We start from the raw sequence: 16,322 nt of genomic DNA on the forward strand, positions 1-16,322 counted from the left end.
TACCAACCCAGACCGACGATGTTCGCGGGCGGCAGGCAACAGAGCCTGACCCGACGCCACGGCGACGCGTCCCAGCCAGGAGGAATCAGCAATGAGCACAGCACGGCGGGCGTCATTCGGCGCTCTCACAGCCACGGGTGTCGCTTTGGCGCTCGTGATCACCGGTTGTTCCGCACCCGCGTCCGACACTCCGTCGACGGGTGAGGCCGGCGGCGACCTCGTCATCGGCGTCACGAGCGATCCCGACACGCTCTTCCCCTGGAAGGCGACGCAGTTCCAGGCCGTCAACGTCCTGCAGAACCTGTACGGCACGCTGACCGAGTTCGATGAGGACCTCAACGTGGTCCCCGGCCTCGCCGAGTCGTGGGACGTCTCGGAAGACGGTCTCACCGTGACCTTCCACCTGCGCGAGGGCGTCACCTACGCGGACGGCAGCACCTTCGGATCCGAAGACGTGAAGTACTCGCTCGACGCCATCGCCGCCGAGGAGACGGCGGCCGTCGCAGCGAGCTCTCTCGCCTCCGTCACCGCGGTGGAGGCCACCGACGAGAACACCGTCACCCTCACCCTGAGCGCTCCCGACGCCGCGCTTCCCGCGAACCTCGCCGTGATCAACATGGCGATGCTCTCCTCGGACGACACCGAAGAGGGGCTGAACACCACGCCCAACGGCACCGGTCCCTTCATCCTCGACGACCGCAAGGCGAGCCAGTCGATCACGCTGGCGAAGAACGAGGACTACTGGGGCGACGCGGCGCTGCTCGACACGGTCGAGTTCCGGGTGATCCCCGACGAGTCATCGATCGTGTCGGCGATGCAGTCCGGCAACGTGCAGCTGGCCGTCTTCGACGACCCGCTGGTCGCGCAGACCGCCGAGGGCGCGAACGTCGAGGTCGCCACGACCCCGCAGCTGAGCTACCACGCGCTGCAGCTGAACGCCACGCGCGGTGACCTGACCGACGTCAACGTGCGACTCGCGATGCAGTGCGCGATCGACCGCCAGGAGGTGCTCGACACGGCAGCTCTCGGCGAGGGCGAAGTCACCGGTCCCATCACCTCTCCCGCGTACAAGTCCGACCCGGAGGCGCGTCCGTGCCCCGAGCGCGATCTCGACAAGGCCGCCGAGTACCTGAAGAAGGCGGGCAAGGAGGACGGCGTCACCATCAAGACGATCGTCTCCCAGGGTGAGTACGCGACGTCGGTGAACGAGGCCCAGAACCTCAAGGCGCAGCTGGCCGACGCGAACATCACGCTCGACCTCGAGGTGCTCGAGTCCGGCGCGTTCGTCGACCGCTGGATCGCGGCCGACTTCGACGCCGCCGTCGCCCTCAACGGCGGTCGTCCCGACCCCGACGGCATGTACGGCCGCTACTTCACCAGCACCGGAAACCTGAACAAGGTCGCCGGATACTCCTCGCCCGAGCTCGACGCGCTCTTCGCCGAGGGTCGCCAGACGGCCGACCCGGAGAAGCGCAAGGACATCTACGCGCAGGTCTCCGAGAACCTCGAGGACAACGCCGCGTGGATCTGGCTGTTCACGAGCTACACCTACACCGCGACCTCCGCGACCGTCGACGGCTTCGTCCCGATGGCGAACGGCTCGCTGCAGTACCTGCGGACCACCTCCATCAAGTAGCGGATCGGAGGGGGCGCGGCCACCCCGCGCCCCCTCCCTCCCCGACGACAGGCACCCCCACACGCGCATGTTCAGACAGCTCCTCCGCAACAGCGTGCTGCGACGCATCGTCGCCGCACTCGGCACGCTCCTCGGCGTCGCCATCTTCGTCTTCCTGATGCTGCGGGCCATCCCCGGCGATCAGATCAGCTCGGGCCTCGGCACGGAGGCGGCCGCCCTCACGCCGTCGCAACGCGCAGCCCTCGAGGCCTACTACGGCCTCGACCAGCCGCTCTTCGTGCAGTTCTTCTCCTGGCTGGGCAACATCTTCACCGGCAACCTCGGCTTCTCCTCTCGAGCACAGACCAGCGTCCTCGATCTCACCGCCGCCGCTCTTCCCGTCACCTTCGAGCTCGCGATCTTCTCGATCGTGATCGCCCTGGCCATCGGCATCCCCCTCGGAATGCTCTCCGCCTCGAAGCCCGACTCGTTCCGCGACGGCGTCGGACAGGTCGTCGGCCTCGCCGGTCTCTCGATCCCCGCGTTCCTGCTCGGGACGGCGCTCCTGGCGATCCTCGCCTCCTCGTTCGGCTTCAACCCGAACGGTCAGGCCTACGCCACGCTGTTCGAGGACCCGCTGCTGAACCTCCAGCAGATGCTGCTGCCCTCGATCGTGCTCGGCTTCGGCATCGCCGCGCCGATCATGCGCACGACCCGCACCGCGGTGCTCGAGATCCGCGCCAACGACTTCATCCGCACGGCCAGGGCGAAGGGCGTCCCGCCGCGGCGGCTGCAGGTGCATCACGTGCTCGGCAACGCCCTGGTTCCCATCGTCACGATGACCGGCCTGCAGTTCGGCTACCTCCTCGGCGGCGCCGTGGTGGTGGAGCAGATCTTCTCGCTCCCCGGCATCGGGCGACAGGTGCTCCTCGGCATCCAGCAGAAGGAATACGCACTCGTGCAGAGCACCGTCCTCGTGATCGCGCTCGCCTTCGTCATCGTCAACCTGCTCACCGACCTGCTCTACCGGGTCATCGATCCTCGGGTGCGTGCCGCATGACCGACATCTCTCAGACTCCGACCCTCGCCCCCGGCGGCGGGCGCAGCATGGAGCGCGTGCGTCTCCTGCTGCGCAGTCGCAGTGGACTCACGGGCCTCATCATCGTCGTCCTGCTCGCGGTGCTGAGCCTCGTCTCGGCGTTCGGGCTGCTGCCGTTCGACCCGCTCGCGCAGGATCCGCCGTCCCGCCTGCAGCCGCCGTCCGCCGTGCACTGGTTCGGCACCGATCAGTTCGGTCGCGACGTATTCTCCCGCGTGGCCGCCGGTGTCGCCAACTCGGCGCTGATCTCGGTGGTCGCGGTGGCCTTCGCCACCGTCGTCGGAACCGTGTGCGGACTCATCGCCGGCTTCTACCGCGGCATCTCCGACGGCGCGATCACGGCGGTGACCAACGTGCTGTTCGCGTTCCCGCCGCTGCTGCTGGCCCTGTCGCTCGCGTCGGTGTTCGACCGCAACTGGTTCACCATCGCCGTGGCCATCGCGATCGTGTACGTGCCGATCTTCATCCGCGTCACCCGAGGGCCCGTGCTGTCGCTGCGCGAGGTCGAGTACGTCAAGGCTGCCAAGAGCACGGGTCAGAGTCGCATGGCGACCATGTTCCGGCACGTGCTGCCGAACATCACGTCGATCATCATCGTGCAGGTCACGCTCTCCCTGTCGTGGGCCGTGCTCACCGAGGCCTCGCTGAGCTTCCTCGGTCTCGGCACACCGCCGCCGGCACCCTCGCTCGGCTCGATGATCTTCGAGGCGCGCACGCTCGTGGCGATCGCGCCGTGGACGATGATCGCGCCCGGTGTGATCGTGGTGCTCCTCGTCGTCGGCCTGAACCTGCTCGGTGACGGGCTGCGCGACAGTCTCGACCCCCGGAACAGAGGAAAGCGATGACCCGGGAGGATCTCGGCGGACTGGCCACGGAAGCCAGCGATCCGCGCTATGCGGAACTCGACCTGATGAGCGTGGCGGAACTCGCGCAGACCATGAACGAGGCGGACGCCACAGTGCCCGCCGCAGTGCAGCGCGCCCTGCCGCAGATCGTGCCCGCCATCGAGGAGACGGCCGCTCGCATGGCGCAGGGTGGCCGCCTGGTCTACGTCGGCGCGGGAACCCCCGGACGCATCGGTGTGCTCGACGCCTCGGAGTGCCCGCCCACGTTCAGCACTGCGCCGGAGCTCGTCTTCGCGATCATGGCCGGGGGCCCCGGCGCTATCGTGAACCCCGTCGAGGGTGCGGAGGATGACGCGGACGCGGGCGCTGCAGCGATCGACGCGGCCGGCATCGGTCCGCTCGACACCGTGATCGGCATCGCCTCCAGCGGACGCACGCCCTATGTGATCGCGGCCGTCCGCCGTGCGCGCGAGCTCGGAGCGCTCAGCATCGGTCTCTCGTGCAACGTCGGCACCGCGCTCAGTGCCACGGCGGAGCACGGGATCGAGGTCGAGGTCGGCCCCGAGGTGCTCTCCGGTTCGACCCGGCTCAAGTCGGGCACGGCCCAGAAGCTCGTGCTCAACATGTTCTCGACCATCTCGATGGTGCGAAACGGCAAGGCGTACGGCAACCTGATGGTGGATGTGAAGGCCACCAATCACAAGCTGCGTGAGCGGGCCATCCGGATGGTGCAGACCATCGCGGCGGTCGACCGGGACGCGGCGCTGGCCGCTCTGGAATCGGCCGCCTACGACGTGAAGCTCGCGTCGATCATGATCCGCCGCGGGGAGGATCTCGCGGCGGCGACCGCACGACTGCATGCCGCCGACGGCCGGCTGCGCACCGCACTGGAGGAGAACTGATGCGCGTCCTCGGACTGATCTCCGGCACCTCGCACGACGGGATCGATGCCGCCGTCGTCGACTTCACGACCAGTGGCGGTTTCACCGCGCACGGCGTAGACCTGCGCGGCACGGTGCTCGCGGCGACCAGTGTGCCTTACGCCCCCGAACTGCGGTCACGGCTGATCGCGGCGCTGCCACCGGCGCAGACGACGCTCGCCGAGGTCGCGGAGCTCGACACGCTCATCGGTCAGGCGTTCGCCGACGTCGCGGCCGACATCGCCGCAGAAGTGGGCGGCATCGACGCGGTCTGCTCGCACGGACAGACCGTGTACCACTGGGTCGACGGCGCGCACGCGCGGGGCACCCTGCAGATCGGGCAGCCCGCCTGGATCGCGGAGAAGGTGGGTGCCCCCGTGGTCTCCGACATCCGCATCCGCGACATCACGGTCGGTGGCCACGGTGCGCCGCTGGTGTCGTTCCTCGATGAGCTGCTGCTGCGCTCACGCGCCGGGGTGTCCGCCGCCCTGAACCTGGGCGGCATCTCGAACATGACGGTGGTGCGGCAGGACGGCCTGGTCGCCTACGACATCGGCCCCGCGAACGCACTCGTCGACGCGGTCATCGTGGAGCACGACCTCAACCCGCTCGGCTACGACGACGACGCCGCGATCGCCCGCACCGGACAGGTCGACGAGACGCTGCTGGCCGCTCTGCTCGAAGACCCCTACTACGCGCTCACCCCGCCCAAGAGCACAGGCAAGGAGCACTTCCACCTCGGCTACGTGCACGAGCACCTCGCCGCGCAGGGGCGCGAGATCGCGGTGGCGGATGTCGTGCGGACACTGACCGAACTCACCGTCCGCACGGTCGCACGCGACGTGGAGGCCGCGGGCATCGGGTTCCTCGCCGTGTCGGGCGGCGGCTGCCGCAATCCGCTGATCCTCGACGGACTGCGCGCCGCCCTGCCCGCGACCGAGGTCGTGCTGGCCGACGAGCTGGGGGCTGCGGCCGACAGCAAGGAGGCGCTCCTCCTCGCCCTGATCGGCTGGTCCACGATGCACGGCGTCCCCGCGATCGTCCCGGGCGGCACCGGTGCTCGCGAGCCGCGCATCCTGGGCACGATCACCCCGGGCGACGGTCCGCTGCAGATGCCGGAACCCGTCGCCGCCATCGACTCCCTCGTGCTCACGGAGGCCGCGACATCGTGACCCTCCAGGTGCGCCCCGCCACCCCGGACGACCTGTCCGGGGTGCTCGAGGTGTTCCTCGCCTGCTGGCGGGAGAGCTACCGCGGCGTCCTCCCCGATGCGGCGATCGACGCCATGACCGACGCGCGCGCGGAGACGCTGTGGCGGCGGGTGCTCTCCGACCCGGTGGGCATCGTGCTCGTGGCCGAGCGGGACGGCGGGATCGTCGGGATCACCCGGTACGCGGCGACGTCGAACACCGACGGGCGGATCGACGGGGCCGTGCACTCCCTGTACGTGTCGCCCCGTGCCCACGGCGGCGGCATCGGTGGAGCGTTGCTGACCCGGGCGACGGCAGAGCTGCGGGAGGCCGGGGCCGAAGCCGCGACACTGTGGGTGTTCGCAGCGAATGCGCCGTCGATCGGTTTCTACGAGGCGAAGGGCTGGCATCCGGATGGGGCCACCCGCACGCAGCCGGAGTTCGGCGAGCCCGAGCAGCGCATGCGCAAGGAGTGGACATGAGCGCCGTGGTGCGTCTGCGCGTGCTCCGGGTGTCGTCACCGCTGGTGCGCCCCTTCATCACCGCCGTGCGGCAGACGGACCGTCTCGACGTCGTGCTGGTCGAGGCGACCGATGCGGAGGGGCGCCGAGGATACGGGGAAGCCGCCACGAGCTGGCGCGTCACGGGGGAGAGTCCGCAGAGCGTCGCCGCCGCGGTCGCAGGTCCGCTCGCCGACGCCGTGCTCGGTCGCGATGCCGGCGACGCCGGGCTCCCGGGGGACATCGCGCGGTCGATCTGGGGCAATGCGGCCGCCCGCAGCGCTGTCGAGTGCGCGGTCGCCGATCTCGCCGCCCAGCAGCGGAAGGTCTCGCTCGTGGCCGAGCTGTCTCGCGCGCACGCGGTGCACAACTCCTCAAGAACGTCGCACGTCCGCACCGACATGACCCTGTCCGTGGGAGAGCCGGAGGCGGTGGCGACGCTTTCTGAGGAGTACGTCACCGCAGGCTTCGGCTGCCTCAAGCTCAAGGCCTCGGCCGCGCACGACATCGTGGCCGCACTGCGGGCCGTCCGCGCGGCTGTCGGGCCCGACATCACCCTGCGCATCGACGCGAACCAGGCCTGGGACGCCGAGACCGCGATCCGCGTGATCCGTACCGCCGAGGACGCGGATCTCGGGCTCGAACTCGTCGAGCAGCCGGTCGCCGCCCATGATCTCGTCGCGCTCGCCGCGGTGACGGCGGCCGTCGACACCCCGATCATGGCCGACGAGTCGGTACGGACGGCCGAGGACGTGCGCGTGATCGCCGATCGGGGAGCCGCCGCCCTCGTGAACATCAAGCTCGCCAAGACGGGCGGTCCGGCCGAGGCGCTCGCTGCCGCGGAGGCCGCACGAGAGGCGGGTCTGGGGGTCGTGATCGGCTGCATGATGGAGTCCCACGTCGGAGTGAGTGCCGCAGCCCACCTCGCAGCGGCCGTCGCCCCCGATGTCGTGCACGACCTGGACGCGGCGTCCTGGCTGCGTCGCTCGCCCGTGGTGGGCGGGGTCGCCCCGTCCGGTGAGGTGCTGACGCTCGGGGCGGGCACGGGACTGGGCATCCTCGGGCTCGCATCCGACGCGCAGACCAACATCCTCCTCGACCGCGACCTCGACCTCGATCGCGACCTCGGCCGCGGTACGGAGGTGCGCGTATGACCGCCGCCGCAGCCGTCGCCACCGTCCTCGGGATGGAGGCCGCCCCGCGCGGAGTCGTCGCGGGCGTCGTGACCGATGCGGGACGTGATGTCACGGCCGGCGGCCTGGCCGACCTCGCCGGAACCCCGATGACCACCGAGACCGCGTTCGATATCGCCTCGGTCTCGAAGGTCGCGGCGACGACGACAGCGATCCTCAGACTGGTCAGCCGGGGCGACCTGCGCTTCGATGATCCGGTCGACCGCTTCGTCTCCGGGACCGCGTGCGCTCCGGGAACGACCGTGCGCCACCTCCTGCAGCACCGTACGGGCCTGTGGGAGTGGCAGCCTCTCTACCTCGACCGAGCGCACGCCGGCGACCCCGCCGCCGCGGCAGATGCGATCCCGCTGCGATACGCCCTCGACGACGCCCGCCACTACTCCGACCTCGGCTTCATGCTCCTGGGCCGCATCGTCGCGGCGGTCACCGGGTTGCCTCTGGACGCCGCCGTCCGCGAGCTCGTCACCGCGCCCCTCGGCCTGGATCGCACGGCATACGGACCCGTCGGCCAGCCCGTCGCCTCGTCCGCGATCGGTGACGTCGCCGAACGCCGCATGGTCGCCACGGGGGAGCCCTACCCGATCCTCACGGCGGCGCGGGACTTCACCTGGCGCGAGGAGGAGATCACCGGCGTCGTGAACGACGGCAACTGCTTCCATGCTCTCGGTGGCGTCTCCGGCCACGCGGGGCTGTTCAGCACCGCGACCGACCTGCTGACCTTGGGGGCGGCGCTCGCCGCACCCGAGCGCCATCCCGCGCTGTGGGGCCCGGACGACGTCGCCGAGCTCTTCCGCGACGGACCGGACGCCGGACAGGCGCTGGGGTGGCGCAGCGACACGGTCGCCGTCGCCGGCCGGCCGACCCGCGTGCTCTGGCACCCCGGCTTCACGGGCTGTGCCCTCGGGATCGTCCCGAACACCGGCACCGCCGCGGTGCTGCTGAGCACCCGCCTCTTCGCCCCCGAACCCGCACCGACCGAGGCGCTCTGGCGCACGGTGCTCCCCGCCCTCCTGGACGATAACGAAGGAACGAGAACATCATGAGCATCACCGAGCCCGTGCTGAGCATCAGCGGTCTCGCCGTCGCCTTCCGGACCGGTTCCGAGCTGGTCACCGCGATCAGCGACGTCAACATCGACATCGCCGCCGGTGAGACCGTCGCGGTCGTCGGGGAGTCGGGATCGGGCAAGTCGACCACCGCCGCGGCGGTCAACCGCCTGCTGCCGGAGAACGGCGCGATCACAGCCGGGAGCATCCGCTTCGACGGGCGCGAGCTGACCGATCTGCCCGAGAACGCGATGATCTCGCTGCGCGGCGCGGGGATCGGTCTCGTGCCGCAGGATCCGATGTCGAACCTCAACCCGCTCATGCGCGTGGGCGAGCAGATCGGCGAGGCCCTCGAGGTGCACGGTCACACGCACGGAGACGCCACGAAGGCTCGGGTCGTCGAGCTTCTGGAGATGGTGGGGATCGCGGACGCCGCGCAGCGCGCTCACCAGTACCCGCACGAGTTCTCCGGGGGTATGCGGCAGCGCGTGCTGATCGCGATGGGCCTCGCCTGCAAGCCGCGCCTGCTCATCGCCGACGAGCCCACCTCCGCTCTCGACGTGACGGTCCAGCGACGCATCCTCGACCAGCTCGACACGCTCACGGATGAGCTCGGCACCGCGGTCTTCCTGATCACCCACGACCTGGCCCTCGCCGCCGAGCGCGCCGACCGCATCGTCGTCATGTTCCGTGGCCGGGTGGTGGAGGAGGGGACGTCCGCCCAGGTTCTCGGCGCCCCGCAGCACGAGTACACCAAGCAGCTGCTCGCCGCGGCACCCAGCCTCGCGTCCCGCCGGGATGCCCTGCCGCAGCGCGAGGCCGCCACGGGCACTCCGTTCGTGGAGATCCGTGGCCTCCGCAAGGAGTTCGCGCTCCGCGCCCCCAAAGCGGGGGAACCGCAGACGTTCACCGCGGTCGACGGGGTGAGCTTCGAGATCCGGCGGGGCACCACGGTGTCGATCGTGGGGGAGTCGGGGTCCGGCAAGTCGACCACCGCGAACATGGTGCTCGGGCTCGAAGACGCCACGTCGGGATCGATCCTGTTCGACGGGCTCGACCTGACCACTCTCCGTCGCAAGGAGCTGTTCGCCCTGCGCCGCCGGGTGCAGCCCGTCTTCCAGAACCCCTACGCCTCACTCGACCCCCGCTACACCGTCGAGCAGTCGATCGCCGAGCCGCTGCGTGTCCACCGCATCGGCACGACGGCGTCCCGCAAGGCACGGGTGCTCGAGCTGCTGGAACAGGTCGCCCTCCCCGCAGCGATGGCCGAGCGTCTGCCCCACGAGCTGTCGGGCGGACAGCGTCAGCGCGTCGCGATCGCCCGCGCCCTGGCGCTCGAGCCTGAGCTCGTGGTGCTCGACGAAGCGGTGTCGGCGCTCGACGTGCTGGTGCAGGCGCAGATCCTCGATCTGCTCGCCGACCTGCAGAAGCGCCTGGGCCTGAGCTACCTGTTCATCAGCCACGATCTCGCCGTCGTGCGGATGATCTCCGACGAGGTGCACGTCATGCAGCGCGGTGTCGTGGTGGAGAGCGGCACGCCGGAGCGCATCTTCGACGACCCGCAGCATCCGTACACGCGGGAACTGCTCGCCGCGATCCCCGGGGCGTCGCTGGCGTCCTGAGCGGGAGCAGGTGTCACGCCTGTCGTCGGTTCACATGTCGGGAGGATGGGCGGATGTGGGGCGAATGCGCTTCATCCGCCCGACATCCGTGAAATCTCCCGACATCTGCTCCGGACGGCAGACGGGCGCGCAGCGGGGATGGGCGGGGACGACCGCGGGCTCAGCGCTTGCGGTCGTCGTCGTCCCAGGGGCCTTCCCACCAGCCCGCGCGGCCGTCGTCCGAGCCGCCGCGACCACGGCGGGAGCGCACGAACTGCACGATGAACACGGTCAGCGAGCTGAGCAGGATCAGGAAGACCACGAGGAACAGCAGGTCGTTCTGGTTCATGGTCGCTTCCCCTCCGCGGCATCCGCCACGATCTTGGCGATGCGGGCCGACCGGGTCTCCGGGCGCTTGGCCATCGCGATGTGCGTGAGACCGAACTTCTTCACCGACTTCGGGAACGCGTCCCAGTTCTCGCGCGCAGCGGGGACGGCATCGAGGGCGGCGGCGAACTCGTCCGGCTCGATCCCGGCCTCGGGGCCGTCGAGCACGGTCCAGGAGCCATTCGCCTTCGCCGTCTCCAGCACACGGATCCCGGCCGGGGCAAGCAGTCCCTCCGCCTCGAGTTCCGCGATCCGAGCCTTGTTCGTCGCCGCCCATCCGCTGCCGGGACGGCGAGGCGAGAACCACTGTCCGACGGCGCGCTCGTCCGTTCCCTCGCCGAACACGCGCACCGGGCCGTCGATCCATCCGAAGCAGAGCGCATGCCGCACGGCGTCCTCGTACTCGACGCCGTCGGCGGCACCCCGCACGCTCAACAGCCAGACGCCCGTGGTCCGCTCGTGGTTCTCCTGGAGCCAGGTGCGCCAGGCGACCGCATCGGCCGCCCGAATCCGCTCGCCGTCTTCCAGTGCGCCCATGGGCTACTTCTTCGTCTTCACCGTCGGGATCGTCTCGGTGATCCGCGGCAGCAGGTCGGCCACGGACTGCACGATCTCATCGGGGCGGAACGGGTACTTCTCGACCTCGGCCTGGTCGCTGATCCCGGTGAGGACCAGGACGGTGTGCAGGCCCGCCTCGATGCCGGCCACGACGTCGGTGTCCATCCGGTCGCCGATCATGCCGGTGCGCTTCGAGTGCGCGCCGATCTTGTTCAGCGCCGACCGGAACATCATCGGGTTCGGCTTGCCGACCACGTAGGGCTCCTTGCCGGTGGCCTTGGTGATGAGGGCCGCGATCGCACCGGTGGCCGGGAGTGGCCCGTCGGTGCTCGGACCCGTGGCATCCGGGTTCGTGACGATGAACCGCGCGCCGCCGATGATGAGGCGGATCGCCTTCGTGATCGCCTCGAACGAGTAGTTGCGCGTCTCGCCGACGACCACGAAGTCGGGGTTCGTCTCGGTCATGATGAAGCCGGCGTCGTGCAGGGCGGTGAGGATGCCGGCCTCGCCGATCACGAACGCCGAGCCACCGGGCAGCTGCTGCTTCAGGAAGTCGGCGGTGGCGAGGGCCGAGGTCCAGATGCGCTCCTCGGGCACGTGCAGTCCGCTGATGCGGAGACGTGCCGACAGGTCGCGCGCGGTGAAGATCGAGTTGTTGGTGAGCACCAGGTACGGGATGCCTGCGCTCTCCCAGCCGGCGAGCAGTTCGGACGCCCCGGGAATGGCGTCGTTCTCATGGACGAGCACACCGTCCATGTCGGTGAGCCAGCATTCGATGTCGTCACGTTGTGCCATGTGCACAGCCTAGAGGGCGAGTGTTGCCGGCACATGTCCGTGTGGCAGAGGGGTGCCGCAACAGATCGGTTCAGGCGGTGAGCCAGATCACGTCCGCGGCGTGCGCGACCTCGGCGTCGGTGCCGTCGACAGACACACCGGCGGCGGTCACCGTGACCTCGACGCCGACCGCGATGCCGGCGGCCTCCACGGCGCGGAGCACTTCCGGATCCTGGTCGCTCACCCGCAGCACGCGTCCCGTGTGTCCCACAGCGGCATCGGCCAGCAGCACGAACGGCACCCGCTCCACGTGCCCGTCGGCATCGGGGATCGCATCGCCGTGCGGGTCGAAGCGGGGGCGCCCCAGGCGGGCGTCGATGCCTTCCAGCAGTCGGTCGCTGATGGTGTGTTCGAGCACCTCGGCCTCGTCGTGCACCTCGTCCCAGCCGTAGTCGAACTCCTGCACCAGCCAGGTCTCGACCAGCCGGTGGCGGCGCACCATCGCGAGGGCGCGGGCCGTGCCGGCCTCCGTCAGCCGCACCGCGCCGTAGGGCACGTGCGAGACGAGCCCCGCGGCGGCGAGCTTCTTGACCATCTCGGTGACCGACGAGGGGGCGATGCCGAGCTTCGCGGCGAGCACCGACGGGGTGATCGGCGCATCCTGCCACTCGGTGTGCGCGTAGACGGTCTTCAGATAGTCGTCAGCTGCGGGGGAGGCCACCCGACCAGCCTACGCGGTGCTCTCCCGCGCCCATGCAGCGAGCCCGCGGATCAACGCCCGCACTCCGACCTCGAAGGTGCGGCGCGCCGGGTCCGTGCTCAGACGGGCACGTGCGGCCTCAGCTTCGGCGAAGGTCGGGAACTGCGGCGCAAGCGCTCCGGGAGCCATGTTGTCCGCGGGGGCGAGGGCATCCAGTGCCGAGCCGATGATGAACGATTCCAGGGCGACGATGGCGTCCACGATGGTGTCGGTCGGCCAGCCGTCGTCGGCGAGCAGGCGGGCGATCTGCTCGTAGTCGGCGAACGAGCCCTCGTCGGCGTCGATCGGCGAGGTCGCCAGGATGACCATCGCTTCGGGGGCGGCGATCGCGGCGTCCCGGTAGCTGTGCGCCCAGGTCAGGAGCGCGTCTTCGACCGGAAGTTCATGCAGCACGGGGGTGGCGAGCGAGCGACTGACGCGTCCCCGCATCGCCCGGATCACGGCGTCCCGGTTCGCGAAGTGGTGGTACAGCGCCGAGGTGCGCACGCCCAGCGAGTCGGCGAGGGCGGTCATGGTGAACTGGCGCGGCGTGCGCTGGGCGCTGAGCGCGAAGGCCGCCTTCAGGATGCGCTCCTCGGTGAGTACCTGGGTGGACGGGCGGCCGACGCTGCGCGGGGATTTCGTCATCGTGCTCGATTCTGCTCGGGCGTCTGGTACTTTATTGAAACTCTTTCAATACCGAGGACTCACTACCGACGAAGGTACTGCCCATGACCGGTTTCGACGCCGACACCATTGTCACCGGCGCGCACGTGGTGACGATGGACCCGCGCCGCCCGCACGCCACCGCGTTCGCCGTGCGCGACGGTCGCTTCCTCGCCGTCGGGGATGACGCGCTGATCCGCGACCTGCGCGGTCCGCGCACGATCGTGCAGGATCTCGGTGGCGCCGCCGTGACCCCCGGGCTCATCGATTCGCACCTGCATCCGATCCAGGGGATCGAGCTGACGGCGGGCGTCGACCTGGGAGGACTGACCGCCGGGGTGGCGCTCCTCGCCGCACTTCGAGTCGAAGCCGATCGTGCGCTCGCCGAAGACGCCGACCCGTGGGTGCGCGGCTGGAACGTCGACTACGACGTGTTCCACGACCTGCCGATGACGGCAGCGGCGATCGAGGACGCGGTCCGAGGGCTCCCGGCGCTCCTGATCCTGTTCGACGGGCACACCGCCCTCGCCAGCCGCGCCGGCCTGGAGCGCGCCGGCATCACGGGTGCCCGCGAATTCGAGGACTCCTCCTGCGTGGTGGTCGATCGGGACGGGCGGCCGACAGGCGAGCTGCGGGAACTCGGTGCCTACGAACCGGTTCGCCTCCGCGCGCCCGCTCTGGACCGGGCGCAGACTCTGGCCGTGGGCCACGAGGTTCTCCGCGGGCTCCGCGACTCCGGCCTCACCGGCGGCACGATCATGGACGGCGGCTTCGCCACGCTCGAGCTCCTGGATGCGCTGGAACACGGCCCGGGGCTCCCGATCCGAATCGTGTCGGCGATCGACCATGAGCCCGGGTTCGATGACGAGCGGACGGCCGTGAACCTCGGCATGCGCGACCGCCGCGGCGATCGCTGGCGTGGCGGTGTCGTCAAGCTGTACGCCGACGGCGTCGTCGAGACCGGCACCGCCTGGCTGTACGAACCCGACACGACGGGCGCGGGACGGGAACCGTTCTGGAAGGACACCGCCGCGTACGCGCGCACCGTGCGACGATACGCGGAAGCCGGGTTCCAGGTGGCCACGCACGCGATCGGAGACCGCGCCATCGGAGAGGTCGTCGACGCGTACCTCGATGCGGGAGTGCGCAGTGCCGGCGGAGCCCCGCACCGCATCGAGCACCTCGAGACGACGACCGACCGCGACGTCGCGCGCATCGCCGCTGCGGGTATCACCGCCTCGATGCAGCCCCTGCACATGCAGTGGCGCAAGGCCGACGGCTCGGACGACTGGTCGCGCAAGCTGGGGCCGGAACGCGCCTCCCGCGCCTGGCGCGTCCGGGACTACTGGGAAGCGGGGGCGCCGCTCGCCCTCGGTTCGGACTGGCCGATCGCCCAGAACGACGCCCGCATCGGCCTCGCCTGGTCGATGCTGCGCCGACGTCCCGGTGACCCCGACTCGCCGGTGTTCGAGCCCGACCAGGTGCTCACTCCCTACCAGGCGCTGCACGGCTACACCGTCGGCGCCGCCCTGGCTCAGGGAGATGCCGACCTCGGCCGCATCGCTCCCGGGTTCCGGGCCGACTACGCCGTGTGGGCGGAGAACCCGCTGCACGTCTCTCCGGACGACCTCCCCGACCTGCCCGTGCAGGGGACGATCGTCGGCGGCACCGAGTCCTGACCCCCGGCTCGACCTCACTCCTCCTCCTTCGCATCCCCTTCACACTGAGGTGACTTCCATGCCAGAATTCGGCGCTCTCGCGCTCCTCCCCATCGCGGTGATCCTCGTCATCGCGGTCGCCACCCGGCGCACTCTCTTCGCTCTGCTCTGCGGCACCGTCGCCGGGGCTCTGATCCTCGGCGGCTGGGGCGGCTTCGACGTCTGGGTCGAGTACACCGGCAAGGCGCTGTCCAACGCCACCGCCCAGTGGCTCCTGCTCATCGTCGCGCTGTTCGGCATCCTCATGATGCTGTTCGAGAAGTCCGGCATCGTGACGGACTTCGCCCGGTGGGTGGAGCGGTTCGTCACCTCGCGCCGCAAGTCGACCGTGCTGACCTTCCTGCTCTCGATCGTGCTGTTCGTCGACGACTACTTGAACGTGCTCACCACCGGCACCTCGATGAAGCCGGTCACCGATCGATACCGGGTGCCACGCACGCAGCTCGGCGCGATCATGAAGATGACCGCCGCTCCGATCGCCGTGCTCGTCCCGGTGTCGACCTGGGCGCTGTTCTTCTCCGGACTCTTCGAGGCGCAGGGGATCACGGTGGGCGGCACAGGGTTCGGCGCCTACCTGCAGGCGATCCCGTTCATCTTCTTCGGCTGGGCCGCCCTGGCCGTGGCTCTCCTCATGAGCGCCGGCTGGCTGCCGAAGCTCGGTGCGATCAAGCGTGATGCGTTGCGTGCCGACCGGGACGGCGATGTCTTCCCGCTCGGAACCACTGACGATGAGCGGCGGGCCGAGGGCACCGCTCTCCTCGCGGAGCTCAAGGCCGACGACCCCGACGGCTCCACGGCGCAGCGCGTGGCCACCGCGCTCGCGACCTCGACCGACACCGAACGCAAGCCGCAGCCCTGGGGCTTCCTGATCGCGATGGCCGTGCTGGTCGGTGTGACGATCGCCACCGATGCGAATGTCGTGGCCGGTACCGCCGCGGCTCTCGCGGTCACTCTGGTCATCGTGCTCGTGCAGCGCCGGCTCAGCATCCGCGGGGTGCTGGACGCGGCGCTCGAGGGCATCGAGAGCATGCTGTTCGTCATGATCCTCACGGTCCTCGCGTTCATGGTGCAGGAGATGAACATCGCCTTGCAGCTCGCGGAGTTCGTGATCCAGGTCACCGAGCCCGTGCTCACCCCGGCGCTGCTGCCGGCGATCGTCTTCGCGGTGTGCGGCATCTACGCGTACGCCACCGGATCGTTCTGGGACCTGGCCGCCGTGATCACCCCGGTCGTGCTACCGCTGGCGCTCGCGCTCGGCGCCGATCCGATCCTCGCGGGTGCCGCCGTGTTCTCCGGCGCCGCGCTCGGCAGCACCACCTGCCTCTATGGGGACGGCATCATCCTCGCGTCGAGGTCCATCGGCATCAAGCCGCTCAACCTGATGATCGCGATCCTCCCGTACGCGGGGATCGCCGCCGGTGTGTCGTTCGTGCTCTACCTGGTCACGGGCTTCGTGACGGCCTAGCAGCGG

Annotated in this window: 16 protein-coding genes; 11 read left to right on the plus strand and 5 right to left on the minus strand. The window is 70.0% G+C overall.

The genetic code is table 11. From position 1 onward, the window contains the following. Positions 1 to 91: 91 nt before the first annotated feature. The 9 genes from LVJ59_RS11880 to LVJ59_RS11920 all read left to right on the plus strand — a co-directional run bounded on the left by LVJ59_RS11880 (position 92) and on the right by LVJ59_RS11920 (position 10,030). On the plus strand, positions 92 to 1,636 hold the full coding sequence (locus LVJ59_RS11880) for an ABC transporter substrate-binding protein (protein WP_047521081.1): 1,545 nt from the start codon (positions 92 to 94) through the stop codon (positions 1,634 to 1,636). Positions 1,637 to 1,703: 67 nt separating this feature from the next. Next, positions 1,704 to 2,675, plus strand: a complete 972-nt coding sequence (locus LVJ59_RS11885) for an ABC transporter permease (RefSeq protein WP_232763214.1) — start codon at positions 1,704 to 1,706, stop codon at positions 2,673 to 2,675. Continuing rightward, complete coding sequence (locus LVJ59_RS11890) at positions 2,672 to 3,559, plus strand: ABC transporter permease (RefSeq protein WP_232763215.1); 888 nt, start codon at positions 2,672 to 2,674, stop codon at positions 3,557 to 3,559. The genes LVJ59_RS11885 and LVJ59_RS11890 overlap by 4 nt, the downstream gene beginning before the upstream one ends. Continuing rightward, positions 3,556 to 4,461 carry an N-acetylmuramic acid 6-phosphate etherase gene (gene murQ / locus LVJ59_RS11895; RefSeq protein ID WP_232763216.1) on the plus strand — a complete coding sequence of 302 codons (906 nt, stop codon included), beginning with the start codon at positions 3,556 to 3,558 and terminating at the stop codon, positions 4,459 to 4,461. Before LVJ59_RS11890 ends, murQ begins: the two co-directional genes overlap by 4 nt. Then, positions 4,461 to 5,651 (plus strand): anhydro-N-acetylmuramic acid kinase, encoded by a 1,191-nt coding sequence (locus tag LVJ59_RS11900; RefSeq protein WP_232763217.1) that lies wholly within the window; start codon positions 4,461 to 4,463, stop codon positions 5,649 to 5,651. Before murQ ends, LVJ59_RS11900 begins: the two co-directional genes overlap by 1 nt. Further along, positions 5,648 to 6,151: a GNAT family N-acetyltransferase gene (locus LVJ59_RS11905; protein ID WP_232763218.1), complete on the plus strand. Its 504-nt coding sequence runs from the start codon at positions 5,648 to 5,650 to the stop codon at positions 6,149 to 6,151. The genes LVJ59_RS11900 and LVJ59_RS11905 overlap by 4 nt, the downstream gene beginning before the upstream one ends. After that, a complete protein-coding gene (locus LVJ59_RS11910) occupies positions 6,148 to 7,323 on the plus strand; it encodes an enolase C-terminal domain-like protein (RefSeq protein ID WP_232763219.1) in 1,176 nt (391 codons plus the stop codon). The genes LVJ59_RS11905 and LVJ59_RS11910 overlap by 4 nt, the downstream gene beginning before the upstream one ends. After that, positions 7,320 to 8,405, plus strand: coding sequence for a serine hydrolase (locus tag LVJ59_RS11915; protein WP_232763220.1), 1,086 nt, complete (start codon positions 7,320 to 7,322; stop codon positions 8,403 to 8,405). The genes LVJ59_RS11910 and LVJ59_RS11915 overlap by 4 nt, the downstream gene beginning before the upstream one ends. Continuing rightward, positions 8,402 to 10,030 (plus strand): ABC transporter ATP-binding protein, encoded by a 1,629-nt coding sequence (locus LVJ59_RS11920; protein WP_134352388.1) that lies wholly within the window; start codon positions 8,402 to 8,404, stop codon positions 10,028 to 10,030. Before LVJ59_RS11915 ends, LVJ59_RS11920 begins: the two co-directional genes overlap by 4 nt. Before the next feature lie 160 nt (positions 10,031 to 10,190). On the opposite strand, the gene LVJ59_RS11925 is transcribed toward LVJ59_RS11920, so the two are convergent. The 5 genes from LVJ59_RS11925 to LVJ59_RS11945 form a co-directional block, all read right to left on the minus strand. After that, complete coding sequence (locus LVJ59_RS11925) at positions 10,191 to 10,358, minus strand: hypothetical protein (protein WP_165875499.1); 168 nt, start codon at positions 10,356 to 10,358, stop codon at positions 10,191 to 10,193. Beyond that, complete coding sequence (locus tag LVJ59_RS11930) at positions 10,355 to 10,933, minus strand: YdeI family protein (RefSeq protein ID WP_047521070.1); 579 nt, start codon at positions 10,931 to 10,933, stop codon at positions 10,355 to 10,357. Before LVJ59_RS11930 ends, LVJ59_RS11925 begins: the two co-directional genes overlap by 4 nt. 3 nt (positions 10,934 to 10,936) lie before the next feature. Then, positions 10,937 to 11,749, minus strand: coding sequence for an HAD-IIA family hydrolase (locus LVJ59_RS11935; RefSeq protein ID WP_047521068.1), 813 nt, complete (start codon positions 11,747 to 11,749; stop codon positions 10,937 to 10,939). Between the two features lie 70 nt (positions 11,750 to 11,819). After that, on the minus strand, positions 11,820 to 12,449 hold the full coding sequence (locus LVJ59_RS11940) for a metal-dependent transcriptional regulator (protein WP_232763221.1): 630 nt from the start codon (positions 12,447 to 12,449) through the stop codon (positions 11,820 to 11,822). A gap of 9 nt (positions 12,450 to 12,458) precedes the next feature. Continuing rightward, the gene (locus LVJ59_RS11945) at positions 12,459 to 13,115 is read right to left on the minus strand and encodes a TetR/AcrR family transcriptional regulator (protein WP_232763222.1); all 657 of its coding nucleotides are present in this window, start codon (positions 13,113 to 13,115) and stop codon (positions 12,459 to 12,461) included. Between the two features lie 83 nt (positions 13,116 to 13,198). Here LVJ59_RS11945 and LVJ59_RS11950 point away from each other — a divergent pair, with 83 nt between their 5' ends. Together LVJ59_RS11950 and LVJ59_RS11955 are read left to right on the plus strand one after the other, a co-directional pair. Beyond that, positions 13,199 to 14,812 (plus strand): amidohydrolase, encoded by a 1,614-nt coding sequence (locus LVJ59_RS11950; RefSeq protein ID WP_232763223.1) that lies wholly within the window; start codon positions 13,199 to 13,201, stop codon positions 14,810 to 14,812. A gap of 58 nt (positions 14,813 to 14,870) precedes the next feature. After that, complete coding sequence (locus LVJ59_RS11955; RefSeq protein WP_232763224.1) at positions 14,871 to 16,316, plus strand: Na+/H+ antiporter NhaC family protein; 1,446 nt, start codon at positions 14,871 to 14,873, stop codon at positions 16,314 to 16,316. Positions 16,317 to 16,322: the final 6 nt, after the last annotated feature.

This window comes from Microbacterium sp. KKR3/1, assembly GCF_021272365.1.
GTDB lineage: Bacteria > Actinomycetota > Actinomycetes > Actinomycetales > Microbacteriaceae > Microbacterium > Microbacterium aurugineum.

Excerpts from the sequence above, each read along its gene's own strand:
- LVJ59_RS11880 (WP_047521081.1), top strand. The coding sequence starts at position 92 with ATGAGCACAGCACGGCGGGCGTCATTCGGCGCTCTCACAGCCACGGGT.
- LVJ59_RS11885 (WP_232763214.1), top strand. The coding sequence starts at position 1,704 with ATGTTCAGACAGCTCCTCCGCAACAGCGTGCTGCGACGCATCGTCGCC.
- LVJ59_RS11890 (WP_232763215.1), top strand. The coding sequence starts at position 2,672 with ATGACCGACATCTCTCAGACTCCGACCCTCGCCCCCGGCGGCGGGCGC.
- murQ (WP_232763216.1), top strand. The coding sequence starts at position 3,556 with ATGACCCGGGAGGATCTCGGCGGACTGGCCACGGAAGCCAGCGATCCG.
- LVJ59_RS11900 (WP_232763217.1), top strand. The coding sequence starts at position 4,461 with ATGCGCGTCCTCGGACTGATCTCCGGCACCTCGCACGACGGGATCGAT.
- LVJ59_RS11910 (WP_232763219.1), top strand. The coding sequence starts at position 6,148 with ATGAGCGCCGTGGTGCGTCTGCGCGTGCTCCGGGTGTCGTCACCGCTG.
- LVJ59_RS11915 (WP_232763220.1), top strand. The coding sequence starts at position 7,320 with ATGACCGCCGCCGCAGCCGTCGCCACCGTCCTCGGGATGGAGGCCGCC.
- LVJ59_RS11920 (WP_134352388.1), top strand. The coding sequence starts at position 8,402 with ATGAGCATCACCGAGCCCGTGCTGAGCATCAGCGGTCTCGCCGTCGCC.
- LVJ59_RS11925 (WP_165875499.1), bottom strand. The coding sequence starts at position 10,358 with ATGAACCAGAACGACCTGCTGTTCCTCGTGGTCTTCCTGATCCTGCTC.
- LVJ59_RS11930 (WP_047521070.1), bottom strand. The coding sequence starts at position 10,933 with ATGGGCGCACTGGAAGACGGCGAGCGGATTCGGGCGGCCGATGCGGTC.
- LVJ59_RS11935 (WP_047521068.1), bottom strand. The coding sequence starts at position 11,749 with ATGGCACAACGTGACGACATCGAATGCTGGCTCACCGACATGGACGGT.
- LVJ59_RS11945 (WP_232763222.1), bottom strand. The coding sequence starts at position 13,115 with ATGACGAAATCCCCGCGCAGCGTCGGCCGCCCGTCCACCCAGGTACTC.
- LVJ59_RS11950 (WP_232763223.1), top strand. The coding sequence starts at position 13,199 with ATGACCGGTTTCGACGCCGACACCATTGTCACCGGCGCGCACGTGGTG.
- LVJ59_RS11955 (WP_232763224.1), top strand. The coding sequence starts at position 14,871 with ATGCCAGAATTCGGCGCTCTCGCGCTCCTCCCCATCGCGGTGATCCTC.